Origin of the sequence: Actinoplanes sp. NPDC051851, assembly GCF_040681165.1 — a bacterium.
Classification (GTDB): domain Bacteria; phylum Actinomycetota; class Actinomycetes; order Mycobacteriales; family Micromonosporaceae; genus Actinoplanes.
The window spans coordinates 159,518-186,434 of sequence record NZ_JBFAYF010000008.1 but is presented as its reverse complement, the minus strand read 5'-3'; the positions used below and the strand labels follow the sequence as shown (position 1 = coordinate 186,434).

The window sequence follows — 26,917 nt, the reverse complement described above, 5'->3', positions numbered from 1 at the left end:
TCCGGTGGACACAGTTTTTTAGAGGAGAATCATCATGGATGTACTGATCTCGGGGGCGAGCATCGCGGGACCGGCGCTCGCCTACTGGCTGGGCGTGCACGGGCACCGGCCGACGATCGTGGAGATCGCCTCGGCGCTGCGGCCCGGCGGGTCGGCGGTGGACTTCCGCGGCGAGCTGCACCTGGGCGTCCTGCGGCGGATGGGGGTGCTCGACGAGTTGCGCGCGGTGGAGACGCACGGCAAGGCGATGCGCTTCGTCGACGAGAACGGCGCCCGGCAGATGGAGTGGCCCGCCGAGATGGCCGGCGGCGATCTGGAGGTGGCCCGGGAAGACCTGGCCCGCGTCCTCTGCGCGGCGGGCGCGGACCACACGGAGTACCTGTTCGGCGACCGGATCACCGCGATGACCGAGCACGCCGGGGGCGTCGACGTCACCTTCGCCTCCGGGACCGAGCGCACCTTCGACCTGGTGATCGGGGCGGACGGGGTGCACTCCGGGGTCCGGCGGATCGCGTTCGGCCCGGAGTCCTCGTTCGTCAAGCACCTCGGGTACTACGTGGCCGGATGGGAGGTCCCGAACCGGTGGGGTCTGAGCCCCGACCTGGTGATGCACAACCTGCCCGGCCGGATGATCGGGGTCAGCGCCGACCACCGGGACCCCTCGCGGGCCGGGGTGACCGTCGCCTTCGCCTCCCCCGCGCTCACCTACGACCGGCACGATCCGGCCGCGCAGCACGAGATCATCCGCGACCGGCTCGGCGGGATGGGGTGGATGGCACCGGAGCTACTGGCGGACATCTCCCCCGCGATGTACTTCGACCAGATCTGCCGGGTCGACGTGCCGGGGTGGGGCCGGGGGCGGGTCGCGCTGGTCGGTGACGCCGCGTGCGGCGCGACGCTCGGCGGCCAGGGCACCGGTACGGCCGTGGTCTGCGCGTACGTGCTCGCCGGCGAGCTGGCCCGGGCGGGCGGCGACCACCGGACGGCGTTCGCCGCCTACGAGCGGCGGATCGGGAGGTTCGCCCGGGGCACCCAGAAGGGCGGGGACACCACGGGCGCCTTCCTGGCTCCGAAGACGGCACGTGGCATCCGCCTCCGGAACACCCTGAACAACCAGCAGTGGTTCCTCAACCTGATGTTCCGGGTGGCCGCGAAGCGCAGCACGAACCTGGAACTGCCCGCCTACCCGGTGGCCTCCTGACCGCGCAGCGCGGCGACCTTCGCCGAGGTCACCTCGCCGATCGACGCGACCACCAGCGAGGCCTGCGCGATCGCGTCGGCGGCGGGCGGGTAGACGCCGTGCGGCACGCCGATCACGGCGAGCCCCGCGGCGCCCGCCGAGCGCAGGCCGTTGCTGGAGTCCTCGATCGCGGCGCAGACCCCGGGGGTGAGGCCGAGCCGGCTCACCGCGGTGAGGTAGACGTCCGGGGAGGGCTTGCCGCGGGGTACCTCCTCGGTGGAGAGGGTGACCTCGAACGCGTCGGTCAGCCCGGCCGACGCCAGCACCTGGTCGATCAGGATCCGGGCGGAGGAGCTGGCCAGGGCGAGACGGTAGTCCTTGCCGAGGGCGCGGACCACCTCGACGGCGCCCGGGATGAGCGGCAGGTCGTCGCGGTACCGCTCCGCCATCCGGCCCAGCACCTCGGCGGCGACCTGCGGTGCGGGCAGCGGCACCCCGACCTCGTCGGCCAGGTGGGCGGACCACTCGGCGGTGCTCATGCCCATCATCCGGTCCTGCGAGTCGGGCAGGAACTCCCGGCCGTGCGACGCGACGTACGCCCGCCGGACCTCCTCCCAGACCTCCTCCGAGTCGATGATCACGCCGTCCAGGTCGAAGACCACGGCCTCGATGGTGCTCACAGCGCCTCCAGAGCGGGGACGATCTCGTCGCGGTAGACCTCGAAGCGCTCGGTGTCCCAGACGTCGCGGAACCCGCCGTGCATCACGGTGAACCCCATCGCGGCGAACTCGCGGGCCGCGGCGACGATCTCCCGGGGCTCGTCCGGGAAGCGGTAGATCACCGTCTTCTGGATCTCGTCGTAGTCGCGGCCGACCGCGTCGCAGTGCCGCTTGAGCACGTCCAGCTTGTGCTGCAGGTCGGGGCCGGGGAAGAGGTTGCAGGCGTCCGCGTACTTCGCGACCAGCAGCAGCGTCTTCCTCTCCCCGCCGCCACCGATCAGGATCGGCGGCTTCCGCAACGGGAGCGGCGAGTTGAGCAGCCTGCCCAGTCGATAATGCGTCCCCTGGTACGCGGTCTCGTCGCCGTCGAACATCTGCCGGCAGATCTGCAGCGCCTCCTCCAGCCGCTCGAAGCGCTCGGCGGTGGGCGGGAAGGGCAGCCCGAGGCCGAGCGACTCCTCCTCGTTCCAGGCCGCGCCGATGCCGAGCATGGCCCGGCCGCCGGAGAGCACGTCGAGCGTGGTCACCGCCTTGGCGAGCAGGCCCGGCTCCCGGTAGACGACGCCGGTGACCAGGGTGAGCAGGTTGGCCCGCCGGGTGTGCGCGGCGAGGAAGCCGAGCGTGGTGTACGCCTCGAGCATCTCCTCCTCGGGCGGGCCGTTGACGTGGATCTGCCAGACGTGGTCCATCACGCTGATCCGCTCGAAGCCGGCCTCGTCGGCGGCCACGGCCACCTCCGCCAGCACCGGGGACAACCGGGACGGCCCCTCCGGCCAGGTGAAACGGGAAATGTGGAGCCCGAGTCTCATCACGGTCAAAACCCTACCGCCGCACCGTGCACGTCCGTCCCATTCCGGCCGCGAGATGATCACCATCCACCGAACCGAGGAGTTGCCGTACGGTTGCCGCCGGGTAGCTTCGGCGTCATGGCCGTGAACCGCCCCGTGTCACCCACCGTCAGCATCGTGATCCCGGCCGGGACCGCGGCGCTGCCCGTGCTGGTCAGCACGCTGCCCGCGGTGGCCGAGGTGATCGTCGTGGTGGGGCGGGACGACGACACGACCCGGGCCGTGCCCCGGGCCGCCCGGGTGATCCGGCAGACCCGCTCCGGCCTCGGCAACGCGCTGGCCTGCGGGGTCGCGGCGAGCACCGGCGACGTGGTGGTGACCATGCCCGGGGACGGCTCGTGCGACCCGGCCGAGGTGCCCCGGCTGGTGAAGGCGCTGCGCGAGGGCGCCGACGTGGCACAGGGCTCGCGCTACCGGGTCGGCGGGCGGAACCTGGGCGGCGGCGGGTTCGCCCGGGTCGCCGACCGGATCGTGCTCTGGTTCATGAGCGTGCTGTTCGGCTGCCGCCGTACCGATCCGGGGTTCGGGCTGCGGGCGTTCTGGCGGGACTCGGCGGCGGCGGTCGGGCTGCCCCGGGTGGCCGGGCACGAGCCGTGCCGCGGGGACGGCCCGGAGATCGAACCGCTGCTCACCGTGCGCGCCGGCGAGAACGGGCTCTTCGTCACCGAGGTGCCCGCGACCGCCTATCCCGGCGGCGGCTCACCGGGCCTGGCGACGTCGCTGCGGGTCCTGTTCGGCGAGTATCTGGTGATGCGCCGGGCCGCGGCCGCCCCGCCGCCGGAGAGCATCGTGGTGATGACCGGCCGGACCAGAGCGGTGGCCCCGGTCGTCGAGATCGGCTTCCATCAGGAGGCCCCCCAGCGGCGCCAGTGGCGCGACAACCGGTTCGACATCCCGGAACGCCGGATGCCCAGCCGCCCCAACCTGCGGGTGATCCAGGGCGAGGGCGCCACCGGCCAGACGCGATCGGGCCAGACAGGATCGGGCCAGCAGCGATCGAGCCAGCCGCGATCGGGGCACCTGCGCTCGGTGCGATAGGTGTGTATGCTCCTCCGCGATGACGACCTTCTCGTACCGAGAGGAGGCCCCCGCCACCGAAGCTGAGTGCTGACGTGGTCGGCCTCCATCACATTCCGTGGCCGCTCGTCCGGCGTTTCGCCGTACCGCCCACGATGATCACCACCGCGACAGCCCGCCGTGCGGCGGGCGACTGGGCCGGCGCCTGCACGGCCGCGCGGGTCGACGTCGATCTCGATCTCCGTACCGCGGTACGCCGCCACGGAGCCGGCATCGCGCGCCTGATCCGCGCCGATCTCCACCACCTCGTTCCCGACCTGCTGCGCTGGCACCTGCCCAGGGTGGCGCCGGACGGCCTGCTCCGGCCCGGCCTGACCCTCACGCTGGCCCGCCACGAGCACGTCCATCTCGTCGCGCGCACCGCTCCGGCCTGGGCGGACGCGGGCCAGCGGATCAGCCTGGCGCTCTGGTCACCCGGTGACGACGGCCGTCACCCGGACCGGCGGTTCCGCCTCGATCTGCACCGGTGCCTCTGGGACGCCCGGCACACCGCCACACTGGCGGCACGGTTCCGGGACGGGCCCCCGGCGGATCAGTGGGCCCGCGAGGCGCGGATCCTGCGCTCCGCCGACGGTCTCGCCGACGAGCCGGTGATCGTACGCACCGGAGCACGCCGGCTCTGGTTGCTCACCGCGGACGGCGCCCCGCCGCGGCGGTGGGATCCCCGGCCCCGCCGGCCGGACCACCCGGTGCTGCCGGACGCGTCCACCCGGATCCTCCCCGACCTCGTGCTGCTGCGCGAGACGGCGATCACCCCGGCCATGCTGCATCCCCTGGTGGCCGCCGCTCTCGGGTTCACCGGATCACCGCCACCACCGGAGCCCCCGGGTGACCGGCTGGTGGAGTGCGGGGGCGCGCGGCACCGGATCCGCCTGGTCGACGGGGTGCTGACCCCGATCGACCACTCCGCGGCCGAACTCCGGCGCGAGGAGATGCTCGTGACGCTGGGCGGTCCGCCGCTGCCCTGCCTGCGGGCCGTCGACGCGGCGATCCGGCGACCGGAGAGCCTGGACGACATCCGGGCCCGCCTCGATCACGGCGATCTCGGCGGGGCGCTGGACGCGGTCGACGCCCTGCTCGGGCCGGACGCCGTGCTCCGCGACGGCGCGCTCCGCGACGAACTGGAGTCCGCGGCCGAACGGCAGGCCACCTTCGCGCTCTACCGGGCCGGCCTGACGGGACACGCCCCGCCCAAGACCCTGCCGGACCGGCGAACGCGTCCCGGTCGCGGATTCGAGCGGCGCACGGCTGCCCGCCGTACCGCAAACCTCCCTTGATCTTGATCTTTTCTCCCCGCAAAAGGTGATCTTTGTTGAACAGCACCCTGGACATCGCCGCCGACCTGCTCGCGCTGCTCGGCAGCACCGCCACCGAACCCCGGCCCGACGAGCAGTTGGAGGCGCTGACCCTCGCCGTCGCGGCCGACCTGCCGGTCCTGCTCTGGGGCGAACCCGGCATCGGCAAGACCGCCGGGATCACCCAGCTCGCCGAGACGCTCGGCCTGCCGCTCACCACGGTGATCGCCAGCGTCCACGAGCCGACCGACTTCTCCGGCCTCCCGGTGATCGGCGAGGACCCGGCCACCCGCGGCATCCCGATGGCCCCGCCCGACTGGGCCGTCCGGCTCGCCGAAGCCGGGCACGGCCTGCTCTTCCTGGACGAGCTCTCCACCGCGCCGCCCGCCGTGCAGGCCGCGCTGCTCCGGGTCGTCCTGGAACGGCGGGTCGGCGCACTCACGCTGCCGCCGGGCGTACGCATCGTGGCCGCCGCCAACCCGCGCGGATCGGCCGCCGACGGCTGGGAACTCAGCGCCCCGCTCGCGAACCGCTTCGTCCACCTGCGATGGACGCACGACAGCGAGGTGGTCGTGCGCGGACTCGGCGGCACCTGGCCCCGCGCCGCACTCCCCCGCCTGGACGCCGCGCGGCTGCCGGACGCGGTCGCGTACGCCCGCCGCGCGGTCTGCACCCTGCTCCAGGCCCGGCCCGCGCTGATCCACCAGCTGCCGCAGAGCGAGACCAAGCGGGGCGGGCCGTGGCCGTCGCCGCGGACCTGGGACATGGCCCTGCGGCTGATCGCGTTCGCGTCCGCGGCCGGCACCTCCCGCGAGGTGCTCTCCGCACTGGTCCGCGGCACCGTCGGCGACGGGCCCGGCCTGGAGCTGCTGGCGAGCCTGGACCGGATGGACCTGCCCGACCCGGAGGCGGTGCTCGCCGACCCGTACGGCGTGGCGCTCCCGGACCGGGGCGACCTGCGGCAGGCGGTCCTGGACGCGCTGGTCACCGCCGTCCGCGAGCGCCCGGACCGGGCACGCTGGGACGCGGCCTGGGCGGTCCTGGTCCGGGCTCTGGAGACCGGGGCACCCGACCTGGTCGTGGTCCCCGCGTCCACCCTGGCCGCCCAGCGCCGCGACGACTGGCCGGTCCCGGAGGCGATCGAACGGCTCGCCGGGGCCGTCGGCATCGCCCGCCGCGCGGACCGGGTGCCGGCCGGCCGATGAACCTGGAGAAGCTCTACGCGGCCCGGCTGCATGCCACCCGGGTACGGCCGTACCTGGCCGCCGCCCTGTTCGCCCTGCACGTGGTGCCGGACGAGCGGGTGCCGACGATGGCCGTGGACCGGCACTGGCGCTGCTACGTCTCGCCCTCCTTCGTGGACGCCACACCGGTCGGGGAGCTGGCCGGCGTCTGGGTGCACGAGGTCTCCCACCTGCTCCGCGACCACCACGGGCGGGGCGACCGGTACGCGGCCGAGCACCGCCTGAGCGGTGCCTCCGCACGGCTGCGGATGAACATCGCGGCCGACCTGGAGATCAACGACGACGTCTACGGCGAGGGCCTGGCGTTCCCGGCCGGCGCGGTCACCCCGGGCGGGCTGCGGCTGCCGGACGGCCGGCTGATGGAGGACTACCTCGGGATGTTCCGCCTCGGGCCGCACACCGACCGGTACACCTGGCTGGACTGCGGCAGCGGCGCCGACGGCCTGGAGCGCCCGTGGGACCTGGGCCCGGACGGCGGGCACGGTCTCTCCGATCAGGAGCGCGACGCGGTCCGGTTCCGCGTCGCGCAGGGCGTCCGCGGGCACCGGGGCGACGTTCCGCAGGGGTGGCGGCGCTGGGCCGAGGAGGCGTTCCATCCACCGCAGCCGTGGCGCGAGCTGCTGGGGGCCGCCCTGCGCGCGGCGGCCTCCGGCGCCGGTTCCGCCTCCGATTACGCGTACGGTCGTCCACCGCGCCGTGCCGCGTCCCTGCCCGGCGTGGTGCTGCCCAGCCTGCGCCGGTCCCCTCCCCGCGTGACCGTCGTGATCGACACCTCGGGTTCGGTCAGCGACGCCGAGCTGGGCACCGCCCTGCTGGAGGTCGCGGCGATCGGGCGTGCGCTCGGCGGCCGCCGCGATCTGGTCAGCGTGATCTCCTGCGACGCGGCGGCCGGGGTCGCGGTGCCGCTCTGCCGGGCCGAGAGCATCCCGCTGATCGGCGGCGGCGGAACGGACCTGCGGGCCGGGTTCGCCCGGGCGCTGGGTGCCGGCCGGCGCCCGGACGTCATCGTCGCCCTCACCGACGGCGAGACGCCCTGGCCGAGTCGGCAGCCGCCGTGCCGTACGGTCGCCGGCCTCTTCACCGCCCGGAAGGAACGACCGCCGGCGTACCCGCCGGAGTGGGCCCGCTGGGTCCGGATCGGCTGACCCCCTCCGCGGCGCCCTCCGCGGCGCCCTCCATCGTGCCCTCCACAGGGGCAGACATCGATGCCGCTCGACCGTATCCTCTGATGCAAGCAGCAGGAAAGCGCATTCCTGAGGAGCTAGACATGGGTATCCCCCAGCTGATCGCGGTGGCCCTGAGCGCCACCCTCACCGGCACACCCACCCCGCCACCGCCGTCGTTCCCCCCGTCCCCGCAGACCGCCCCGGGCACCTCGTCCCGCCCGATCCTCACCACCGACGAGGCCGCCCCCTTCACCCCGGAGAACTACTTCGCCTACTCCGGCCTCTACGACTCCCCCGCCCCGGACCCGTGGCGCCCCACCCCGGTCCGGCCCCCGTCCCACCCCGACTTCGTCGTCGTCCCCGCCACCTCGGCCACGGCCGCCACCTCGGCCACCACCGCGGCCACGGCCGCGACCTCGGCCACGACCATCGGCGGCGGCTCGCACGGCGGTCCGCGGGTCTTCACCGACGTCCAGGAGGCGGTCGACGCCGCCTACCTGGCCGGTGGCACCGACCGCCTCTCCATCGCGATCCGCCCTGGCACCTACACCGGCACCGTCTTCATCCCGGCCGGCACCCCGCCGCTGACCCTCTACGGCACCGGACGCCCCGAGGACGTGAACGTCGAGTTCACCCTGGACGCCACGATCACCCCGGCCCAGTGGGCGGCCCAGGTCAACGCCGCGAACCGCTACGCCGAGGGGGACCCCGCCTGGCCGATGTACCAGGCCTGCGCGACCAAGACCACCGCGACCGCCGCCCTCTGCGCCACGGTCGTCTGGTCCCAGTCCACCGACGTCCAGTTCGCGAACTTCACCATCACGAACACCCTGCTCGACACGGTCGACAGCGGCACGCATCAGGCCCTCGCCCTGCGTACGGACGCCGACCGCACCCAGATCGACACCATGCGGATCATCAGCCGCCAGGACACCCTGATGACGAACGCCGACGACACCACCCGCATCGCCCGCGCCTCGATCCGCGACTCCTACATCGAGGGCGACACCGACTTCGTCTTCGGCCGCGCCGCCGCCGTCTTCACCGGCTGCACCTTCCGCCTGGTCTCGTCGCGCAAGCCGTCCGGCGGCGTCATCTTCGCCCCGAACACCGCACCCGCCTACCCGTACGGCTTCCTGGTCCTCCACTCCCGTCTGGAGGCGGACGCCGCCTACGCGCAGACCCCTACGGGACACTTCGGCCGGGCATGGGACCAGGGCGCCAGCGCGACGGGTTACCTCCCCGGCATCACCCCGAACGGCCAGCTGGTCCTCCGCGACTCCTACCTGGCCCCCGGCTTCGCCATCACCGCCCCGTGGTCCCCCGCCGCCACCACCTCCCGCCCCTTCTCCGCCCCGGCGACCCTCCCGCGCTCCCTGACCGACCCCCTCTTCAACCGCCTCTGGGAGTACGCCAACCACGGCCCCTCCGCCCAGACCTCCTGACCCCACCCGCACGCGGGGCCACCCGGCGCGCCTCCCGCCCGCCCCTTGGCAGCCGGCTCTCAGGAGCGACTCACTAGCCTGGAGACACCCGGGGGCCACCGAGCCCGCTCGACCACCCCCGGCCCGCTTCCCAGCCGGCACACGCCCCACCCCGCCGGCTGAAGCGACTCCGGACCGCGGCGCTGCCCGCCGCGGTCCGGCCCTCCCTCACCCCACGCACACCATCAGCCCGAGACGGGCGCCGCACACGAACGACGCTGAACGGGCCACCCGGCGGCCCGGCGGCCCGGCGGCCCGGCGGCCCGGCGGCCCGGTCGACCTTGAACACCTGGCGGAACGGTTGCGCCACCACGCCGCCACGAATAGCTCGACATGAATAGATCACCGCACCGCCCGCCGCACATTACATAAATGATCGTGAATTAATTAACTTCACGAAAATAACCACGGAAGGTAGCCGCCCGGTCGCCTTTCTGGAATGGGTCCACTCACCGCCCCCGAATGAGCCCTCCGGAATGGCGCAGCCGAACGGCCCGGCGCCGCGGCACGAGGCGCCACCGACACAGGTTCCGGGCGGGGGATCGCTCACGCAGGGATCAAGCTTGACCGCCCGGAGTGAGTGATCCCCCGCCCGGAACCGCCCACCTCGCGCCGCCGCCCGCCCGGACGAAGCCGCGGCGCCACGAGCCCGGAGCGGACGCCGCGGCACGGCACTGAAAGCCAGGAGCGGGCGGCGCCGAAAGCCAGGAGCGGGCGCGGACGAGGCCGCTGGAGCTAGGAACGGGCGCGCAGGCGCGGCAGGATCTCGTCGGAGTAGAGGCGGAGGAAGCGCTCCTGGTCCGGCCCCGGAGCGTGGAAGACCAGGTGCTTGAACCCCATGTCGAGATACTCCGCGATCCGCGAGACGTGCTCCTCCGGGTCCGACGAGACGATCCAGCGGGTCGCGGTGCGGGAGACCGGCAGGGCGTCCGCCAGGCGCTGCATCTCGACCGGGTCCTCGACCCCGGTCTTCTCCTCCGGCGAGAGCGCCAGCGCACCCCAGTAGTGGGTGTCGTCGCGCGCCTTCTCCAGGTCCTCGTCGAACGAGACCTTCACCTCGATCAGCAGGTCCAGGTCGTCGATCTTGCGGCCGGCCTTCTCGGCGCCCTCGGTCACCGCCGGGAGCAGCGTGTCCGTGTAGAGCGCGTGCCCCTTGCCGCTGGTCGTGATGAAGCCGTCCGCGATCCGCCCCGCCAGCCGGGTCGCCGCCGGGCCCGACGCGCCGATGTAGATCGGCACCGGCGTCGACGGCTTGTCGTAGATGGTGGCGTTCTCGGTCTTGTAGAACTGCCCCTCGTACGTCACCCGGTCCTCGGCCCAGAGCTTCTGGATCAGCAGGACCGCCTCCTTCAGCCGGGCGAAGCGTTCCTTGCCCTCCGGCCAGGCGGTGCCGAGCGGCACCTCGTTGAGCGACTCGCCGGAGCCCACGCCGAGGATCGCGCGGCCCGGCGCGAGGCAGCCCAGGGTCGCGAAGGCCTGTGCGACGACCGCCGGGTGATAGCGGAAGGTGGGCGTCAGCACGCTCGTTCCGATCAACACCTTCTCGGTACGCGCGGCGAGCGCCCCCAGCCAGGGCAGGGCGGCCGGCGCGTGCCCGCCGTCGTGCCGCCACGGCTGCAGGTGGTCGCTGACGAAGACCGAGTCGAAGCCGAGCTCCTCCGCGAGGATGCCGTACCTGAGCAGTTCAGCCGGCGCGAACTGCTCCGCCGACGCCTTGTACCCGAACCGAATCATGAACGAAGACTAACCCGCGGACCGGTACGCCTCACCCGCCTCGGTGGGGGTCGTGCCGTCCCGGTAGAGCCCGAAGTCCACGCTGTCCCCCACGGCGGGCAGGCCGAACCAGGCGTACCGCTCGACGTAGGAGCGTTTCTCCAGACCACGGGTGGCGCCCTTGATGAAGGTGACCTTCTGCGCGCCGGTCGGGTACTTCGGTGAGCCGCTGAAGTTCATCAGCCCGAACTCGGTGATCCAGATCGGTTTGCCGTAGCGCTCGTGGACCGCGTCGACGTAGCCGAGGAACTGGTCGACGGCGGCCGCGCTGAAGTCGGAGCCGTACCAGTGGATCGCGATCGCGTCGACGCGCAGCCCCGAGGAGGAGGCGCCGGTCATGAACCGGTCCAGCCAGCCGCCCTCGGTGTCCCCGCCGTACGCGACCGCCGGGCTGACCAGGTACATCCCGGTCGACTCCAGCTTCGGCCAGAGCGCGAGCGCGTCCTCGACGCTCATGTTCGCCTGCCCGCTCATGTCCGGCTCGTTGAAGCCGAGCAGCACGTCGCCCTCGGACTTCGCCTGCTTCAGGGTGGCCGTGGTGACGTTGGCGGCGCCCCAGATCATCGGCACGAACTCGACGCCGGACGGCCCGGGGACCTCGTCGTCGTTCGGCGCCCAGTCGTAGTACCAGCCCGCACCGACGTCCTTGAGCGCCGCCTTGGACCCGGTGAACTTCCAGACCCCGACGCCCTTCTTCGCGGAGAGCGAGGCGGGCACCGCGGCCGCGGCCGCCGACGTACGGCTCGGGGCCGGCGACGAGGGGGCCGCCGACGAGGGCCGGGCCGGGGAGGGCGACGCGGCCGGGGACGCCGGGGACGCCGCGACGGCCGACGCGGGCGACGACGAGGTGACCAGCGCGGCCGGCACGTCGTCGGCGCGTGTCGCGTAGGCGGCCACCGCGCCACCGCCCGCGACGATGCCCACGGAGAGAGCGCCGACCAGCGCCTTCTGGGCCACGCTGACGCCCACCTTGGCGACGGCGGAGGAGGCTGGCGACACGGCCGCGGAGGGCGTACCCGCAATGAGGTGGGAGAGGGTGACGGGAGGCAGCAGGAGCGGCAGGCCGGCGAGGAGCCGCTCCGCGGCGACGAGGTCCTGCCAGGCGGGCGAGCAGGGCCGGCAGTCCCGGGTGTGCCGGGCGATGCGCTTGCGCCAGAGCGCTCCCGGACGGCCGTCCCAGGGCGCGAGCAGCATGGCCAGTTCCGGGCACCGCGGGCTGTACTGCAACGCCCGGACCACCGCGCGGGCGGTCTCCAGCTGAGCCTTCATCCGCTGGATCCGGACCGCGGCGTGCTGGCGGCCGAGGCCGGTGCCGTCGACGATCTCGTCCCGGGTGAGTTCGCCGGAGGCCTCCAGCCACCAGAGCGAGAGCAGTTCGCGGTTCTCCTCGTCGAGCCAGCGGGTCGCCTCGGCGGTCTCCCGGCGCTGACCGGAGAGTTCGAGCCGGGTGATCGCCAGATCGGTGAAGTCGGCGCCGGGATCGCGCAGGTCCGCGTCGAGCAGGGTGTCCGGGGCGACCTGACGCCGGCGGAAGCGGTCCCGGACCTGGCGGACCGTGATCGCCACCAGCCAGGAGCGGAACGACTCGGGATCGCGGAGGTCGCCGAGGTTCCGCAGCACCCGGATCATCGTCTCCTGCACCACGTCGTCGACGTCGGCGTGACCCTCCAGCGCCCGGCCCACGATGGTGTAGACCAGCGGCAGACACCCGGCCACCAGCCGGTCGATCGCCCCCGCGTCACCCGCCTGAGCAGCCACAACGGTCGCCTTGTCAACCTGCCCTGCCATGACCCTCCTTCATCAGCCCGGATAGGGAGACGGGTGCGGGCACCATGGATAACACGAAACGGGGACGGTTAACGAGTGAGCCGATCGGGCACAGAAAACACCATGCGCATGTCGGTTCGGCTGAATCTTCCCCGCGAGGTGGACAGTGTCCCCGCGGTGCGCCGGCTGCTCCGGAGCGCGCTGTCGATCCTCCGGGTCGACCGTCAGGCCGGTTCCGACCTCGAGATCGCGCTGACCGAGGCGTGCGCCAACGTGGTGAAGCACGCCGAGGGCGCGGAGAACTTCGAGGTCCACCTCGACGTGCACGACACCCGCTGCTCCATCGACGTGGTCGACGAGGGCACGGGTTTCGACCCGGAGACCGCGTCGGCAGCGCCCACCTCGGACGGCGAGCACGGTCGTGGCCTGTTCCTGATCCGGGCGCTCGGTGAGAACGTGCGGATGCAGTCGAGCCCGCGTACCGGCAGCCTGATCCACTTCGAGAAGTCGTTCGCCTGAGAGCACGGGCCGGCTCCCCCGCGAAGGGGGCATGCTGCCCTGCCCTCGCGAAAATACTTGCCGTATAACAAATAATGGTCCGAGAGGAGTGTGCGAATGTCCGACCGTCCGGTTCCCGTGGGTGCGCTGCTGCGTGCCACCCCGCCCGATCGCCTGCCCGAGGCCGCAGCCGAGCATCTGCGCCGACACTTCGCGGCCGAACGGATCGAGCTGTTGCTCGCCGACCTGTCCCACACCCGCCTCTGCCCGCTACTCGGCGGCTCCGGCCCGGACGCCGATCCGGCCGCGATGCGCTGCCTGGGCAGCCAGCGGCCCGGCCGGGAGAGCACCGTCGCCGGGCACACCCGGCTGCACCTGCCGCTGACCTGCTGGGGCGAGCGGCTCGGCGTCCTCCGGCTGGAGGTGCCCCGGCCGCCCGATCCCGAACAGCACGACCAGATCGCCGCGATCGCCGACGAGCTCGCGGTCGCCCTGCGCGGCGCCGACACCAGCACCGACCGGTACCGCCGTGCCCGGCGCCGGGAACGCCTGACGATGGCCGCCGAGCTGCAGTGGGACCTGCTGCCCGGGCGCTCGCTCGGTGACGACCGGTTCCTGCTCGCCGGGCAGCTGGAGCCGGCGTACGACGTGCACGGCGACCACTTCGACTGGGCGCTCACCGGCGACCGGCTCACCGTCACGGTGCTCAACGGCGACGGGTACGGCATGGACGCCGCGATGCTCTCCGCGCTCGCCGTGAACGCGATGCGCAACGCCCGCCGCCGCGGCGCCGACATCGTCGAGCAGGCCGAGCAGGCCTCCGACGCGGTGCACGCCCGGTTCAACGGCGCGCTGCACGCGGCCACCCTGCTGCTGGAGATCGACCTGGTCAGCGGCTGGGTGGACGCGGTGGACGCCGGCTCGCCGCAGTGCCTGATCGCCCGCGGCGGCGACGTCACCCAGGTACGCCTGGAGCAGCAGCTCCCGCTCGGCATGTTCGCCGAGGCGCACTACGAGATTCAGCGGTTCCGTCTGGAACCCGGCGACCGGCTGCTCGTGGTGAGTGACGGAGTTCACGCCGCGGCACCCGGCGGCACCACCACTTTCGGGGAATCCGCCCTGCTCAGCGCGTTGCGAAGGACACGGCTGCAGCCCGCCACCGAGGCGGTGGGTACCGTGATGCGTGGTCTGCGCGAGTTTCACGCCGGCCACGAGCCGGAGGACGACGCGGTGATGGTCTGCATGGACTGGCGCCGCTGACGAGATTGAACCCCTCTCCGGCAGGGCAAGAGTAGTTCCTCACGGATCCGTGACTCTTCTCGACGGGGAATGCATGGAGTACGCCAGCGAAATCGCCGAGGCGGTCGAGTCGTCGGTGGATGCGCTGGTGGCCGTGCTCGAACGGGCCCGCCTCGCGCAGTCCCCGGCGATCCCGCCCGCACAGCTGCGTGTCCTGACGATCGTCGCGGCCAACCAGCACACCAACATGAGCCGGCTGGCCGAGGCGCTCGACGTGGTGCCCTCGTCGGCGAGCCGGCTCTGCGACCGCCTGGAGGCGACCGGGCTGCTGCGCCGGGTCGCCGACCCCCGGGACCGGCGCGAGGTGCGGCTGCTGCTGACCGTGGCGTCCCGGCGGCTGCTGGCCGACCTCCGGGAGCGACGGCGTACCGCACTGGCCGAGATCCTGGAGCGGATGCCGGCCGGGTCCCGTCAGGACCTGGTACGCGCGCTCCAGGCCTTCGAGTCGGCCGCCGCCGATCCCCCTGCGGCCACGGACGACCTGCGCACCGCCTGAGCGGCTAATGTCGAACCGTGCGCTTTGGCATCGTCATTCTTCCTGACCAGCGGTGGAGCGAGGCGAGCCGGCGGTGGCGGCTCGCCGAGGAGTACGGCTTCGACCACGCCTGGACGTACGACCACCTCGGCTGGCGCGACCTCGTGGAGGGGCCGTGGTTCGACGCGGTCACCACGCTGACCGCCGCCGCCACCGTCACCTCACGGATCCGGCTGGGCACCTACGTCGCCTCGCCCAACTTCCGGCACCCGGTGCACTTCGCCCGGGAGTCGGTCGGCCTCGACGACATCTCCGGTGGCCGGCTGATCCTCGGCCTGGGCGCCGGCGGCATCGGCTTCGACTCGGCCGTGCTGGGCCGCCCGGAGCTCACCCCGGGCCAGCGGGTGGACCGGTTCGCCGAGTTCCTGGAGCTGTTCGACACCGTCCTGCAGTCCCGCTCGACCACGTGGAGCGGGAACTACTACGCCGCCGTCGACGCGCGCAGCACGCCCGGGCCGGTCCAGCAGCCCCGGCCGCCGTTCGTGATCGCCGCGAACGGCCCGCGGGCGCTGCGGCTCGCCGCCAAGTACGCGAACGGCTGGGTGACCACCGGCCCGCAGGGCGAGGAGAGCGCCGAGGTCTGGTGGCGTACGGTCGCCGAGCTCCGGGACCGCTTCGAGAAGACCCTGGCCGATACCGGTCGCGCCCCGGAATCGGTGGACCGCTATCTGAACCTGGATTCCGCGCCGGTCTTCTCGTTGAGCAGCGTGGCGGCATTCCAGGACGCGGCGGGCCTGGCCGCCGAGCTCGGCTTCACCGATGTGATCACGCACTGGCCGCGCGAGTCGAGCTGGTATGCCGGCGACGAGAAGGTGCTGGAAGCCGTCGCCGCCGAGCTGCCACGTTTTTAAACTGTCGTCCAATTCGGACAGTACTTTTCCCCGGTTCGGGCGGTGCCGCGACGGCGCCGCCCGAACCCGCTTCCCGGCCTAGGCCGCGTTTCCGAAACGCGGCCTAGCGGCCGTGCGCGGCCCGATAGGCGTTGCTGACCTCCTGTGGAATGCGCCCACGCTCCGAGATTTTGTGCCCGCTGCGGATGGCCCACTCGCGGATCAGCCTGTTCTCGTCGCGGGAGCCGGCGGTGCGGACCGGCACGGCGCCACGGGACGGGATGCGGTTGGTCGCGGTGCGGCCCAGGCGCGTTCCCGCGCTGATGTACGGGTCCAGAAGCTTACGAAGCTTTCCGGCATTGGCCTCGGAAAGGTCGATCGTGTAGCTGACGCCGTCGAGACTGAACTCGACCGTCCGATCCGCCTTCTTGCCGTCCAGATCGTCGATCAGGGTGGTGATTACCTGCCGCGCCATAACGACTCCCGAGTGAAATTAATCGACCGCGCCCAGTCTGGCTCGCAACCCGCATCGAGCGCAACTCTCCGGCAATTCTTTCCGTCCGGAAGCCAGGTTCCCTTATCAGAATGGGCAGCCGGTATTCGGTCCGAATCCACAGAAAGGCCCGGTTGACTTCCCGCGGGGCTCTCACGTTAGGGTCGGCGCCATGCAGGACGAGCACGCCGCCTGGCTGGAACACCACCGGCTGGCCGTGGCCGGCCGTGCGGCCGCCCTGGACGCGGGCCGCAGCGCCGAGGCCCGGCACGCCGCGGCGCTGCTCGACGACTTCGTCCAGCGGGCCGGCGAGGCCGGTCTGCGCCCGCACACCCTGACCGCCAGGTCGTACGACGGCCGGTGGACGTATCAGACCCGGGTCAGGGGCTGGTACCTCAAGGCGAACCGGTCGGTCGCGGTCGGCGAGGACGGGGAGTACTACGTGCTCACCGTGCCCGCGTCGCTGCGCGCCCGGTTCACCGGCGCCGAGATCGCCCCGAGCATGCCCCGGCTGATCGTGGGCGCCGGGGGCGGCGACGGCGAGACGATCCCCCTCGAACATCTGCTGCACCGCCGTCTGGAAGCGGGAGAGAGTTGGCCGTGATCCGTGGTTTCGCCGCGCTCCTGCTGGTCGCCGCCGGGGTGGCCGTCCCGTCCACACCGGCGCTGGCTGCCGAGGTCGACTGCCCGCACCCCGACCTGGCCAAGCCGAGCGCACCGGCCCGTCCCGTCCCGCCGGCCGATGACGCCGAGGACATGGCGGTCGGCGGCGAGGACCTGGCCACCCACGGGCTGATCGTCCCGGACGGCGCGAAGAAGCCACCGTCGCTGACCGCGACCACCTGGATCGTGGCCGACCTGGACACCGGCGAGGTGCTCGGCGCCTGCGGGCCGCACGTGTACCAGACGCCGGCGAGCGTACAGAAGACGCTCCTGGCCGCGACGATCATCGACAAGCTGGACCCGGAGCAGAAGGTCAAGGTCGTGAAGAGCGACCTGAAGATCGAGGAGAACAGCTCCGCGGTCGGCATCGTGGTCGGCGGCACCTATCCGATCTCGACGCTCTGGCTCGGACTGCTGCTCAACTCCGGCAACGACGCGGCGAACGCGCTGGCCCGGACGGCGGGCGGCGGCGGCTCGGACGGCGTGGCGACCACGGTCGCGGCGATGAACGCGAAGGCGGCGGCGATCGGCGCGTACCAGACGCACGCGGTCACCCCGTCCGGACTGGACGGTAAGGGGCAGTTCACCAGCGCGTACGACCTGGCCCTGATCGCCCGGGTCTGCTTCGCCAACGCGGACTTCCGCAAGTACGTGCTGACCGAGACGGCGCAGATGCCGGCCCAGAAGTCGCTCGGCGTCGGCGGGTTCCAGTTCCAGAACGAGAACAAGCTGATCTACAACTACCCGGGCGCCCTGGGCGGGAAGACCGGGTTCACCACCCTGGCCCGGCACAGCTACGTGGGAGCGGCGGAGAAGAACGGGCGGCGTCTGGTGGTGACGGTGCTCGGCGCCGAGGCGTACCCGAAACGCGGCTGGCAGCAGGGTGCGGCCCTGCTCGACTGGGGTTTCTCGCTGAAGGAGGGATCCTCGGTCGGCCATCTGGTCACGCCGGAGGAGATCGCCGCTTCCAAGATCACGCCGACGGCGTCCGAGGAGGGCGGCACCGGGAAGGTCAGCGCCGCCGCCAAGACCAGCCGGCAGGGCATGTCGCTGCTGGTCGCGGGCGGCGTCGCGGTGCTGCTGGCGATGATCCCGCTGCTGCTGCTCCTGGTCCAGCGGCGCCGGAGGCTGCTGGCTAGGCGAGCGCCACGGCGCCACTGAACAGCAGCCCGAAGAGCCACACCACGGCGATGCCGAGCGCCGACGCCAGCTCCACCAACAGGGAGAGGCCCACCGCGGCCAGCGCCCGCCGGGTGGACGGCCACGCCCGGTCGGCGCCGAGCCGCCCCGCCTCCATGGCGTAGACCCCGAGCAGGAACCCGAGGATCAGCCCCACGATCGGCACCAGGAAGAAGCCGATCACCCCGAGCACCCCGCCGACCAGCAGTGAGGCGAAGGGCACCCCGCTGCCCTTGAGCTTCTTCCCCGGCCACAGGAACTTGATCACCAGCCCCAGACCGGCGATCACCGTGGCCACCGCCAGCACGCCCCAGCGCCAGCCCGCACCGACGTCCGCGAGCAGCGCCCAGAGCAACACCCCGGACCAGGTCAGCAGCAGGCCGGGGAGGACCGGCAGGATCACCCCGAGCACCCCGGCCACGATCACCAGGCCGGCGATCAGGTTCACGGCGGCGCCACTGTCTCCCAGGTCCATGCGGCCCACCCTCTCGCAACCTCGCAGAAACCCTCAAGCGAGGACCTTGCCCGCCGATCGGCACGGGCAACCCACCGGTGCGGAGGCAACCGGAGAGCAACCGCGCGCGACCTCGTCCCGCACCCCACGGACTTCAGAGTTTCTCCCTGTCAGCCGGGCCCGCCGACAACGGGCACCGACAACAACCGGGGGGAACCGACATGACGACCGTTGCCGACATCGCCGCCGACACCGCGACCACCACGCCGGTTCTCTCCGCCCGCGAGCAGGAGGAGCTGATCCGCACGCACATGCCGCTCGTCGGCCACCTGGTGCGGGACATGCTCAGCCGGATCCCGAACCACATCCACCGGGACGACCTGACCAGCGCCGGCCTGCACGCCCTGGTCACCGCGGCGCGCGGCTGGGACGCGGAGCGCGGCGTCCCGTTCCACCGCTTCGCCGGCACCCGGATCCGCGGCGCGCTCCTGGACGAGCTGCGCGCGCTCGACTGGGCGACCCGTTCGGTGCGCTCCAAGGCCCGCAACACCGACACCACCCGGCAGAGCCTGACCACCAGCCTGGGGCGTACGCCCACCCCCGAGGAGCTGGCCCAGGCGCTCGGCACCACCACGTCCGAGCTGCACCAGACCGACACCGACGTGCAGCGCGCGACGGTCCTCTCGCTGCAGGGCTTCACCACCAGCAGCGCCGACGACCTGGTCACCGAGCGCACCCCGGGCCCGGAGGAGATGCTGATCCGCCGCGAGCAGATCGGCTACCTGCACCACGCCATCGCGTCGCTCCCGGACCGCCTGCAGACCGTCGTCACCGAGTACTTCCTGCGGGAGCGCCCGATGGCGGAGATCGCCGACGACCTGGGCGTCACCGAGTCCCGCGTGTCGCAGCTGCGCGCCGAGGCCCTCTCCCTGCTCCGTGACGGCCTCAACACCCACCTGGACCCCGACCTGGCCCCGGTCCCCGACAACCCGGACAGCATCACCGCCCGGCGCCGCGCGTCGTACTACGCCACCATCGGCAACAACACCACCATGCGCAGCCGTCTGGCCATGACCAACGCGCACGGTCACACCGCGCACGCCAAGGGCGCCTCCCGGGCTGCGTGATCCAAGCTCCGGTCTGCGGGCCCGGCGTCTGGCGGACGCCGGGCCTCCTCCTCAGGTACGCCCTACCGGCCTTCGCCATAGGCGTCACACTCACCGGTCCCACCCCGCCCTCGCGTTCCCGCCCGGCCCCGGCCACCCCGGTCCCACACCGAGGACCCACCGACGCCGCGTGGCATGCGGCAAATTGGGTGTTTTATCCGACAATTGTGGTGTATTCCACAGAGAGGAAGTGACGGGGAGTACGGGAGAGGGACGGACCATGGGGGAATTCGCAGTCGGGGTGGCCAGCGCCGCCGAGGTACGGGTCATCGTGCAGTGGGCCGCCGCCGAGGGCTGGAACCCGGGCGCCTGGGACGAGAACATCTTCTTCGCCGGCGACCCGAACGCGTTCCTGGTGGGCCGCCTGGACGGACGCGCCGTCACGTCCATCGCCGCGATCCGCTACGGCGAGAAGCACGGCTTCATCGGCCTCTACCTGACCGTCCCGCAGTGGCGCGGTCACGGCTACGGCAGGCGGGTCTGGCAGGCCGGCATGGAGCGGCTGGCCGGCCGCAACGTCGGCCTCGACGGCGTGCCCCTCCAGCAGGAGAACTACCGTCGCTCCGGTTTCCGGACGTCCTGGAACACGGTCCGGTACCGCGGCCGGATCGACCGCATCGAGACCGCCCCCGGCGTCACCGTGGTCGACGCCCGCAGCATCGGCTTCGCCGACCTGGCGGCCTACGACCGCCGCTTCTTCCCCGCCGACCGCGACGCCTTCCTCGCACTCTGGATCTCCGCCCCGAAACACCGGGCCCTGGCGGCTCTGCGCGACGGCGAGTTGGCCGGCTTCGCGGTACGGCGCCCGGCCGGCGACACCGCCCGCATCGGCCCGCTCTACGCCGAGTCCCCCGACATCGCCGCTCACCTGCTGAGCGTGCTGGCCATGTCCGAGGGGGACGCCCCGATCCTCCTCGACGTCCCCGACGTGAACTGGTCCGGCGTCACCCTGGCCGAGAAGTTCGCGCTCACCCCCTGCTTCGAGACGGCGCGGATGTACACCGGGGGCACCCCCGACATCGAGATCCCCCACATCTTCGGCACCACCACACGCGAATTCGGCTGACCCCGGCCATCCGACCGGCGAGCGGGGTGCCGGACGCAATAGGCGTTCTCGGTTGTGTCGGCGGGCTGGAGTGACCCGTGAGCGCCAGCTTTCCCGGCGCGGCTGGTGGTCAGGGGTCACTCGGAGCGCCCGAGACACCCCGGATCGCCAGCCGACCGGCCCGAGATACCCCGGATCGCCAGCCCACCACCCCCGCGGGCACCCCGGACCGCCAGCCCACCGCCCACGGGGCACCGCCCGACCGGGTCCACGAACGAACCCCGCCCGACGGAACCGGCGATCCACGGGCGGCGAGTGTTCGAGCGGGCTCGCTGAACACCGCCGGGTAGACGCTGGCAGTCCGGGGCGCCGAGACCCCTGGCACGCGGCCCTGTCCCGATACCGCTCCTGGAGTGTGCGACCAGGCCCGGCACGACCGGGCCCCGGCACCCCGTGCAGCGCGGCGAGACGGAGACGGCCGACTGGGCACCCGCCGCGGGATCCGGCGTCCCGCCTGGGCGGTCCAGAATCGATCGGCAACGTCGCGCACCACCCACGACCGGGAATCGCGCCCCGGATCCCCGTCCCGGGCGGGACGTCTCAGCCGAGCGAGGCGAGCACCGCGGGCAGCTCCTCGGTGTGCAGGACGCCGAGGCGCTGGGTGGCCCGGGTGACCGCGACGTACAGATCGGAGAGCCCGCGAGGACTCTCCGAGATGATCAGCGACGGGCAGACCACCAGGACCGAGTCGAACTCCAGCCCCTTGGCCTGCCGGACGGTCATCACGACGACCTGGTTCAGCAGATCGGGCTGTTCACCCACGGCCGCGCCGGGGATCTCCGCGACCACGGCCGCACCGAGCGACGCCTCCAGGCTCTCCGGGACGAGGACACCCACGCGTCCGTGCTCGGTGGCGGCCGCCTCCTTGCGTACGTCGGAGAGCAGTTCGTCGGCGAGCGCGGGAGGCGCCACCCGCCGCGCCCACGGCGTGACCCCGGCCGACCGGACCGACCGCGGCGGCCGCAGCGACGGGTCCACCGCCGCGAGAACGTCCGCCGCCACCGCCATCACCTCGGCCGGCGTCCGGTAGTTGACGGTCAGCTCGACCAGCCGCCACCGCTGCGCCACGTAGGGCTCGAAGACCTGGTCCCACGTGGTGGTCCCGGCCAGCTCCGACGTCTGGGCGACGTCACCGACCGCGGTCACCGACCGGCTCGGGCAGCGGCGCATCAGCAGGCGCCAGGCCATCGGCGACAGCTCCTGGGCCTCGTCCACGATCACGTGCCCGAACATCCAGGTGCGGTCCGCCGCCGCCCGCTCCGCCGCCGTACGCGTGTCCAGCACCTCGTGCCGCTCCACGAACGCGCTCGCGTCGACCACGTCGATCGCGGAGAGGATCTCCTCCTCCACGTCCTCGAAGTCGAGCGACCGGGAGCCCTCGACGATCTCCAGGACGCCCTCCGCGTACTCGATCGCCGCCCGCCGCTGACGGTCCCGCTCACGGACCTTGAGCGTGTCGTCCACGCCGAGCAGTTCGGCGAGCTCGTCCAGCAGCGGCACGTCGGCCGGCGTCCACCCGGCGTCCCGGCCGCGGTGGAACGAGGCCGGCAGCCCCGCCGACTCCAGCCGATCAGGATCGGTCAGCAGATCGCGCAGCACCTGGCGCGGCGTGAGCACCGGCCAGAAATCGAAGAGCAGTTGCTGTACGTCGATGTCCTCGCGCAGCTCGCGCCGGGTCTCGGCGAGGTCCGCCGCGGAGAGCAGGTTCTCCCCGCCGAGCGGGTCGGCGCCGATGCGCTCGGCGATCTGCAGGGAGAGCGCGTGGATCGCCTCGGTCACGAAGACCGCGCGGGCCACGTTGTGCGGGCGGCCGGTCCGGCGGGCGGCGGCCCGGGCGTCCTCCAGCACTGCCCGCTCGATGCGCAGCGGGTAACCGTCGTGGTCGACCTCGACGAAGCCCTCCGGCACGGTCTGCCGGTCGGCGACCGCGTTCTCCAGCGCGGGCAGCATCAGGTCGAGGTCGCCCTTCTGTGCGGCGATCGCGGGCGGCTCGGTGGCGCGGGCGCGTACGCCGGGGAACATGTCGCCGAGGGTGGCGAGCAGTACCCCGGTCTCCGCCAGCGACGGGAGCACCTGGGAGATGTAGCGCAGGAAGGTCGGGTTGGGACCGAGGATCAGCACGCCCGAGCGGGTGAGCTGCTGCCGGTACGTGTACAGCAGGTACGCCGCCCGGTGCAGCGCCACCGCGGTCTTGCCGGTGCCCGGCCCACCCTGGACCACCAGGACGCCGGGCAGACCGGAACGGATCACCTCGTCCTGCTCGGCCTGGATGGTCTCGACGATGTCCCGCATCCGGCCGGTCCGGTTGGCGTTGAGCGCCGAGAGCAGCGCAGCCTCCCCGGTCACGTCCTCGCGCCCGGTGCCGTCGCCGGCCGCCAGGTCGAGCACCTCGTCGTCGATCCCGGTGAGGGTCCGCCCCCGGGTGCGTAGGTGCCGCCGCCGGGTCACGCCGTCCGGGCTGACCGCGGTGGCGAGGTAGAACGCCCGCGCCGCCGGGGCGCGCCAGTCGACCAGGAGCGGATCCTCGTCGCGGTCCTCGGCGAAGAGCCCGATCCGGCCGATGTACCGCGGCCGCACGGCGGAGAAGTCGAGCCGGCCGAAGCAGAGCCCGTTCTCCACCGAGTTCATCTGGGCGAGCTGCTCGGCATAGTGGGAGCGGGTGGCCTCCCGCTGGGTCCGTCCCTGCGGGGTTCCGCCGGCCTCCAGCAGGATCGCGCGCAGCCGGCCGTCCGCCTGGGCCCGCAATTGATCGAGCCGCTGGTAGAGCGCGGTCAAGTACGCCTGCTCGGAATCGAAGTCGGCGTTCAAGCTTGACAAAGTCGCCCCTTTTCGTGCTATCATTCCGGCGCTCGGCAGCCTCTTTTTCAGGCTGCCGTTTCGTGTTTCCGGCCATTCGGCAAACGACCAGATTAGCCGACGGTTCGGGGGTTACGGGCCGGGGGCGTCAGTGTCCGGAATCCGTCTGGACACGCCGGGCCCGTTACGTGCGACCATGCGCGCCCTTTAACCGGGACATGGACAAACACCACCCGATCTACCGCCTGACCGTCCTGGCCCTCAGTGGTGTCGCCGCGCTCGGCCTCGTCAGCGCCTGCTCCGACAAGCCCGAGGACGGCGCTGCCGCCGCGGCCGCCGCGGCCGGTGGTCCGGAGCCGAAGACCCTGGAGGGCGCGAAGGCCGCCGCGCAGACCGTCTTCGACCGGTTCAGCGGCGGCGACTACGACGGCGCGTGGGAGATGTACACCAGCGCCGGCAAGCAGGCGATCAGCAAGAAGGACTACGTCCAGCTCAACCAGGCGTGCTCCCGCAAAGGCCTGGCGATCCAGCTGACCAGCGCGCGGCTCGAGGGCACCGACAAGGCCATCGTGATCGCGAAGCAGCTGGTGGCGGCGCAGTCGTACACCATGGTCTACGAGAAGGACGCGTGGAAGCTGGAGCCCGCCCAGGAGGGCCTGGCGCTCTACAAGCTCGGCGCCGCGAAGGCGATCGCCGCCCAGAAGAAGGCCGGCACCTGCGCCAACCAGTAGGAACCGCCCTGGGCCCGCCGCGAACCGCGACGGGCCCACACCAACCGGCGATGGTCTCAGGCGGCGACCGGCAGCCCGTCCGGGCCGGTCAGCGCGAGCCGGGTGTGCAGGGTGCCCCGGCTCGCGATCCGGTCGTAATACGCCGCCCGGCGCCGGGCGACACAGCCCTCCTTGGGCGGGTTCTCGGCGGCGAGCGCCGGGTCGAGGTGGGTGTTCAGCCCGTCGCGGAGCAGCACCAGCGCCTCGGCGCGCAGCTGCGACACCCGGGACTCACTGACACCGAGCTCGGACGCGATCTGGGCCATCGGGCGCTCGTCGAAGAAGTAACCCTGGACCACCACCCGGAGCCGCTCCGGCAGCGCGTCGACGGCGTGTTTGAGGTATCCGAGGCGCTCCCGGCGGATCAGCATCTCCTCCGGCCCGGCACCCGGCTCGGTGACGATGTCGTCGGCCGTGGCGGTGGCGAACCCCTGCAGACTGAAGACCGTGGCGCGCTGAACGTCGTCCTGCGCGTGCTCGATGTCCTCGACGGTGCAGCCCAGGCGCTCGGCGACCTCCGGCAGGGTCGGGGTACGGCCCAGCTCGGCGGTGAGTTCCTCGCGGGCCGTGTCGGTCCGGCGGGCCCGCTGGCGCACCGAGCGGCTGGCCCAGTCCAGGCCGCGCAGCTCGTCGAGGAGGGCGCCGCGGACCCGGGCGGCGGCGAACCGGGGGAACGGGACACCCCGCTCCGGGTCGAACCCGCGGGCGGCGGCCACCAGGGCGGCGTATCCGGCGGAGAGCAGGTCGTCGCGGTTGACGTGCGCCGGCACCCGGGCCAGCATCTCGCGGACCAGGTGCCCGACGAGCGGCATGTTCGCCCGTACGATGTCCTCGCGACGCCGATCGACGGCAGGCGCCTCACCGTTCATCAGGGGTCTCCTCAGTCGTTCCGCCGGAGGGGGAGTTCCGGCGCTGAGGAAAAAGATCTGCTGCTTTGAGTGCTACCCGGTTCGCGAACGGGTGCGAATCGGTTGCCCCTGAGCCGATGCGACGGGGCTCACTCACAGGGGCGAGAACCGGGTGCGAACCGATCGCCCTCGGTGAGCAGTACGATTGATCTTCACCTGACCTACGGAGTTACCCCCTTAATGACGACGTTCCTCGAGCTGGGCGTTCCGGCCACGATCACCGGCACGCTCGCCGGACTCGGCATCACCGCACCGTTCCCGATCCAGTCGGCCACGCTGCCGGACTCACTGGCTGGGCGCGACCTCCTCGGGCGGGGGCGTACCGGATCCGGTAAGACGTACGCCTTCGTCATCCCCGTGGTGGTCCGGCTGGCCGCCTCGGCGGCGCCGCGACGGCCCGGAAAGCCGCGCGCGCTGATCCTGGCGCCGACCCGCGAGCTCGCCACCCAAATCGAGGCGACGCTGCGCCCGCTGGCCGAGGCGGCCGGTCTGCGCACGCTCACCGTCTTCGGCGGTGTCGGCGCGAACCCGCAGATCAAGGCGCTCCGCGCGGGCGTCGACGTACTGGTCGCCTGCCCCGGCCGGCTGGACGACCACATCCGCAACGGCCACGCCTCGCTCGACGCGGTGGAGATCACCGTGCTGGACGAGGCCGACCACATGGCCGACCTGGGCTTCCTGCCGGTGGTCCGCCGCCTGCTCGGGCAGACCCCGGCCGGCGGGCAGCGGCTGCTCTTCTCGGCGACCCTGGACAACGGGATCGACGTGCTGGTCAAGCAGTTCCTGCGCAAGCCGGTCACGCACCACGTGGACTCCGCGGCCCAGGCGCCGGTCGAGATGGAGCACCATGTGCTGCACGTCACCGACGGCGACCGCTTCGGCGTCCTGGTCGACCTGCTCGCCGCGCCGGGCCGGACGGTGGTCTTCACCCGCACCAAACGACGCGCCAAGGTGCTGGCCAAGCAGCTCAACGCGGCCGGGGTGCCCGCCGTCGAGCTGCACGGCAACCTGGCGCAGAACGCCCGGAACCGGAACCTCTCCGCGTTCTCCGACGGGTCCGCCGAGACCCTGGTCGCCACCGACATCGCGGCCCGCGGCATCCACGTCGACGACGTCAGCCTGGTGATCCACGCCGACCCGCCGATGGAGCACAAGGCGTACCTGCACCGCTCCGGGCGGACCGCCCGGGCCGGCGCGCGCGGCACGGTGATCACGCTGATGACCGACGAGCAGCAGGGCGACGTGCGCGACCTGACCCGCAAGGCGGGCATCCGGCCGCTCACCCGCCGGGCCCGTCCGGGCGACGCGCTCCTCTCCGAGTTGGCCCCGGGAGAGCGCACCTTCGTGAAGCCGGCACCGCCGCAGGCCGAGGCGCCGTCCCGTCCGGCCTCGCCGGAGTCCCCGGGCACCGGGTCCCGCCGCCGCCGGGGTGGCCGCGGCCGCAGCGGCGCCGGCACCGCCCCCGCGACGTCCGCCTCCGACCGCTCCACCACGGGCGCGTCGTCGGGCCGCACCACCTCCGGCTCGGCCACGGGTCGCACCGGCGCCGGGTCGGCACGCAACGGCGCGAACGACGCGACGGCCGGAGGCGGCCGCTCCGCGAACGGCGGACGCCAGGCGAGCGGCTCCCGGGGCGGCAACGCGGCCGGGCGCCAGGCTGCCGGCACC

At 72.7% G+C, this 26,917-nt stretch carries 23 protein-coding genes and 1 pseudogene; 16 read left to right on the top strand and 8 right to left on the bottom strand.

The genetic code is table 11. The features are described 5' to 3' along the window. Nucleotides 1-34 precede the first annotated feature (34 nt). Nucleotides 35-1,201 (top strand): FAD-dependent monooxygenase, encoded by a 1,167-nt coding sequence (locus tag AB0M08_RS11185; protein WP_364491557.1) that lies wholly within the window; start codon nucleotides 35-37, stop codon nucleotides 1,199-1,201. Here AB0M08_RS11185 and AB0M08_RS11180 read toward each other — a convergent pair. After that, complete coding sequence (locus AB0M08_RS11180) at nucleotides 1,183-1,860, bottom strand: HAD family phosphatase (RefSeq protein ID WP_364491555.1); 678 nt, start codon at nucleotides 1,858-1,860, stop codon at nucleotides 1,183-1,185. The two genes, AB0M08_RS11185 and AB0M08_RS11180, sit on opposite strands and share 19 nt — an antisense overlap. Further along, nucleotides 1,857-2,708 (bottom strand): LLM class F420-dependent oxidoreductase, encoded by an 852-nt coding sequence (locus AB0M08_RS11175; RefSeq protein WP_364491553.1) that lies wholly within the window; start codon nucleotides 2,706-2,708, stop codon nucleotides 1,857-1,859. The genes AB0M08_RS11180 and AB0M08_RS11175 overlap by 4 nt, the downstream gene beginning before the upstream one ends. 117 nt (nucleotides 2,709-2,825) lie before the next feature. On the opposite strand from AB0M08_RS11175, the gene AB0M08_RS11170 reads away from it, so the two are divergent. The 5 genes from AB0M08_RS11170 to AB0M08_RS11150 all read left to right on the top strand — a co-directional run bounded on the left by AB0M08_RS11170 (nucleotide 2,826) and on the right by AB0M08_RS11150 (nucleotide 8,974). After that, nucleotides 2,826-3,785 (top strand): glycosyltransferase family 2 protein, encoded by a 960-nt coding sequence (locus AB0M08_RS11170; protein WP_364491551.1) that lies wholly within the window; start codon nucleotides 2,826-2,828, stop codon nucleotides 3,783-3,785. 134 nt (nucleotides 3,786-3,919) lie between these two features. Further along, nucleotides 3,920-5,101, top strand: a complete 1,182-nt coding sequence (locus AB0M08_RS11165; protein ID WP_364491647.1) for a hypothetical protein — start codon at nucleotides 3,920-3,922, stop codon at nucleotides 5,099-5,101. Nucleotides 5,102-5,133: 32 nt separating this feature from the next. Further along, on the top strand, nucleotides 5,134-6,324 hold the full coding sequence (locus AB0M08_RS11160; RefSeq protein ID WP_364491549.1) for a MoxR family ATPase: 1,191 nt from the start codon (nucleotides 5,134-5,136) through the stop codon (nucleotides 6,322-6,324). Further along, entirely contained in the window at nucleotides 6,321-7,508 is a 1,188-nt protein-coding gene (locus tag AB0M08_RS11155) for a VWA-like domain-containing protein (RefSeq protein WP_364491547.1), read from the top strand. The genes AB0M08_RS11160 and AB0M08_RS11155 overlap by 4 nt, the downstream gene beginning before the upstream one ends. A 122-nt stretch (nucleotides 7,509-7,630) precedes the next feature. Further along, on the top strand, nucleotides 7,631-8,974 hold the full coding sequence (locus AB0M08_RS11150; RefSeq protein ID WP_364491545.1) for a pectinesterase family protein: 1,344 nt from the start codon (nucleotides 7,631-7,633) through the stop codon (nucleotides 8,972-8,974). 774 nt (nucleotides 8,975-9,748) lie between these two features. Here the strand turns inward: AB0M08_RS11150 and fgd are convergent. Both fgd and AB0M08_RS11140 read right to left on the bottom strand, forming a co-directional pair. Further along, the gene (fgd, locus tag AB0M08_RS11145) at nucleotides 9,749-10,747 is read right to left on the bottom strand and encodes a glucose-6-phosphate dehydrogenase (coenzyme-F420) (protein ID WP_364491543.1); all 999 of its coding nucleotides are present in this window, start codon (nucleotides 10,745-10,747) and stop codon (nucleotides 9,749-9,751) included. 9 nt (nucleotides 10,748-10,756) lie between these two features. Further along, a complete protein-coding gene (locus AB0M08_RS11140) occupies nucleotides 10,757-12,574 on the bottom strand; it encodes a sigma-70 family RNA polymerase sigma factor (RefSeq protein WP_364491541.1) in 1,818 nt (605 codons plus the stop codon). A gap of 108 nt (nucleotides 12,575-12,682) precedes the next feature. On the opposite strand from AB0M08_RS11140, the gene AB0M08_RS11135 reads away from it, so the two are divergent. From AB0M08_RS11135 to AB0M08_RS11120, 4 genes are all read left to right on the top strand, one after another. Next, nucleotides 12,683-13,072, top strand: a complete 390-nt coding sequence (locus AB0M08_RS11135) for an ATP-binding protein (protein ID WP_364491539.1) — start codon at nucleotides 12,683-12,685, stop codon at nucleotides 13,070-13,072. Nucleotides 13,073-13,168: 96 nt separating this feature from the next. After that, entirely contained in the window at nucleotides 13,169-14,311 is a 1,143-nt protein-coding gene (locus AB0M08_RS11130; RefSeq protein WP_364491537.1) for a PP2C family protein-serine/threonine phosphatase, read from the top strand. Between the two features lie 73 nt (nucleotides 14,312-14,384). Continuing rightward, nucleotides 14,385-14,846: a MarR family transcriptional regulator gene (locus tag AB0M08_RS11125; RefSeq protein ID WP_364491645.1), complete on the top strand. Its 462-nt coding sequence runs from the start codon at nucleotides 14,385-14,387 to the stop codon at nucleotides 14,844-14,846. A gap of 17 nt (nucleotides 14,847-14,863) precedes the next feature. Then, the gene (locus AB0M08_RS11120) at nucleotides 14,864-15,736 is read left to right on the top strand and encodes an LLM class flavin-dependent oxidoreductase (RefSeq protein ID WP_364491535.1); all 873 of its coding nucleotides are present in this window, start codon (nucleotides 14,864-14,866) and stop codon (nucleotides 15,734-15,736) included. 103 nt (nucleotides 15,737-15,839) lie between these two features. Here AB0M08_RS11120 and AB0M08_RS11115 read toward each other — a convergent pair whose 3' ends face one another. Then, nucleotides 15,840-16,190 carry an Lsr2 family protein gene (locus AB0M08_RS11115; RefSeq protein ID WP_364491533.1) on the bottom strand — a complete coding sequence of 117 codons (351 nt, stop codon included), beginning with the start codon at nucleotides 16,188-16,190 and terminating at the stop codon, nucleotides 15,840-15,842. A gap of 190 nt (nucleotides 16,191-16,380) precedes the next feature. On the opposite strand from AB0M08_RS11115, the gene AB0M08_RS11110 reads away from it, so the two are divergent. After that, nucleotides 16,381-16,812: a hypothetical protein gene (locus AB0M08_RS11110; RefSeq protein ID WP_364491531.1), complete on the top strand. Its 432-nt coding sequence runs from the start codon at nucleotides 16,381-16,383 to the stop codon at nucleotides 16,810-16,812. A gap of 38 nt (nucleotides 16,813-16,850) precedes the next feature. Further along, nucleotides 16,851-18,032: a D-alanyl-D-alanine carboxypeptidase gene (locus AB0M08_RS11105; protein WP_364491643.1), complete on the top strand. Its 1,182-nt coding sequence runs from the start codon at nucleotides 16,851-16,853 to the stop codon at nucleotides 18,030-18,032. Here the strand turns inward: AB0M08_RS11105 and AB0M08_RS11100 are convergent. Continuing rightward, complete coding sequence (locus tag AB0M08_RS11100; RefSeq protein ID WP_364491529.1) at nucleotides 18,007-18,525, bottom strand: DUF456 domain-containing protein; 519 nt, start codon at nucleotides 18,523-18,525, stop codon at nucleotides 18,007-18,009. The genes AB0M08_RS11105 and AB0M08_RS11100 overlap by 26 nt on opposite strands. A 200-nt stretch (nucleotides 18,526-18,725) precedes the next feature. On the opposite strand from AB0M08_RS11100, the gene AB0M08_RS11095 reads away from it, so the two are divergent. Both AB0M08_RS11095 and AB0M08_RS11090 read left to right on the top strand, forming a co-directional pair. Next, entirely contained in the window at nucleotides 18,726-19,631 is a 906-nt protein-coding gene (locus AB0M08_RS11095) for a sigma-70 family RNA polymerase sigma factor (RefSeq protein ID WP_364491527.1), read from the top strand. A 259-nt stretch (nucleotides 19,632-19,890) separates the two neighbouring features. After that, nucleotides 19,891-20,736: a GNAT family N-acetyltransferase gene (locus tag AB0M08_RS11090; protein WP_364491525.1), complete on the top strand. Its 846-nt coding sequence runs from the start codon at nucleotides 19,891-19,893 to the stop codon at nucleotides 20,734-20,736. A gap of 579 nt (nucleotides 20,737-21,315) precedes the next feature. On the opposite strand, the gene AB0M08_RS11085 is transcribed toward AB0M08_RS11090, so the two are convergent. Continuing rightward, the gene (locus AB0M08_RS11085; RefSeq protein WP_364491523.1) at nucleotides 21,316-23,616 is read right to left on the bottom strand and encodes an ATP-binding domain-containing protein; all 2,301 of its coding nucleotides are present in this window, start codon (nucleotides 23,614-23,616) and stop codon (nucleotides 21,316-21,318) included. Nucleotides 23,617-23,789: 173 nt separating this feature from the next. Here AB0M08_RS11085 and AB0M08_RS11080 point away from each other — a divergent pair, with 173 nt between their 5' ends. After that, the gene (locus tag AB0M08_RS11080; protein ID WP_364491521.1) at nucleotides 23,790-24,302 is read left to right on the top strand and encodes a hypothetical protein; all 513 of its coding nucleotides are present in this window, start codon (nucleotides 23,790-23,792) and stop codon (nucleotides 24,300-24,302) included. A gap of 56 nt (nucleotides 24,303-24,358) precedes the next feature. Here the strand turns inward: AB0M08_RS11080 and AB0M08_RS11075 are convergent, their stop codons facing one another. Continuing rightward, on the bottom strand, nucleotides 24,359-25,210 hold the full coding sequence (locus AB0M08_RS11075; RefSeq protein WP_364491519.1) for a sigma-70 family RNA polymerase sigma factor: 852 nt from the start codon (nucleotides 25,208-25,210) through the stop codon (nucleotides 24,359-24,361). A gap of 219 nt (nucleotides 25,211-25,429) precedes the next feature. Between AB0M08_RS11075 and AB0M08_RS11070 the strand changes: the two are divergent. Next, a pseudogene (locus AB0M08_RS11070) lies at nucleotides 25,430-26,587 on the top strand (DEAD/DEAH box helicase); the annotation flags it as partial. Nucleotides 26,588-26,917: the final 330 nt, after the last annotated feature.

Bases quoted from the DNA above. Each gene is read 5' to 3' on its own strand.
- AB0M08_RS11135 (WP_364491539.1), top strand. From the start codon at position 12,683: ATGTCGGTTCGGCTGAATCTTCCCCGCGAGGTGGACAGTGTCCCCGCG.
- AB0M08_RS11140 (WP_364491541.1), bottom strand. From the start codon at position 12,574: ATGGCAGGGCAGGTTGACAAGGCGACCGTTGTGGCTGCTCAGGCGGGT.
- AB0M08_RS11090 (WP_364491525.1), top strand. From the start codon at position 19,891: ATGGGGGAATTCGCAGTCGGGGTGGCCAGCGCCGCCGAGGTACGGGTC.
- AB0M08_RS11115 (WP_364491533.1), bottom strand. From the start codon at position 16,190: ATGGCGCGGCAGGTAATCACCACCCTGATCGACGATCTGGACGGCAAG.
- AB0M08_RS11075 (WP_364491519.1), bottom strand. From the start codon at position 25,210: ATGAACGGTGAGGCGCCTGCCGTCGATCGGCGTCGCGAGGACATCGTA.
- AB0M08_RS11155 (WP_364491547.1), top strand. From the start codon at position 6,321: ATGAACCTGGAGAAGCTCTACGCGGCCCGGCTGCATGCCACCCGGGTA.
- AB0M08_RS11080 (WP_364491521.1), top strand. From the start codon at position 23,790: ATGGACAAACACCACCCGATCTACCGCCTGACCGTCCTGGCCCTCAGT.
- AB0M08_RS11185 (WP_364491557.1), top strand. From the start codon at position 35: ATGGATGTACTGATCTCGGGGGCGAGCATCGCGGGACCGGCGCTCGCC.
- AB0M08_RS11125 (WP_364491645.1), top strand. From the start codon at position 14,385: ATGGAGTACGCCAGCGAAATCGCCGAGGCGGTCGAGTCGTCGGTGGAT.
- AB0M08_RS11095 (WP_364491527.1), top strand. From the start codon at position 18,726: ATGACGACCGTTGCCGACATCGCCGCCGACACCGCGACCACCACGCCG.
- AB0M08_RS11100 (WP_364491529.1), bottom strand. From the start codon at position 18,525: ATGGACCTGGGAGACAGTGGCGCCGCCGTGAACCTGATCGCCGGCCTG.
- AB0M08_RS11110 (WP_364491531.1), top strand. From the start codon at position 16,381: ATGCAGGACGAGCACGCCGCCTGGCTGGAACACCACCGGCTGGCCGTG.
- fgd (WP_364491543.1), bottom strand. From the start codon at position 10,747: ATGATTCGGTTCGGGTACAAGGCGTCGGCGGAGCAGTTCGCGCCGGCT.
- AB0M08_RS11130 (WP_364491537.1), top strand. From the start codon at position 13,169: ATGTCCGACCGTCCGGTTCCCGTGGGTGCGCTGCTGCGTGCCACCCCG.
- AB0M08_RS11175 (WP_364491553.1), bottom strand. From the start codon at position 2,708: ATGAGACTCGGGCTCCACATTTCCCGTTTCACCTGGCCGGAGGGGCCG.
- AB0M08_RS11170 (WP_364491551.1), top strand. From the start codon at position 2,826: ATGGCCGTGAACCGCCCCGTGTCACCCACCGTCAGCATCGTGATCCCG.
- AB0M08_RS11085 (WP_364491523.1), bottom strand. From the start codon at position 23,616: ATGATAGCACGAAAAGGGGCGACTTTGTCAAGCTTGAACGCCGACTTC.
- AB0M08_RS11165 (WP_364491647.1), top strand. From the start codon at position 3,920: ATGATCACCACCGCGACAGCCCGCCGTGCGGCGGGCGACTGGGCCGGC.
- AB0M08_RS11150 (WP_364491545.1), top strand. From the start codon at position 7,631: ATGGGTATCCCCCAGCTGATCGCGGTGGCCCTGAGCGCCACCCTCACC.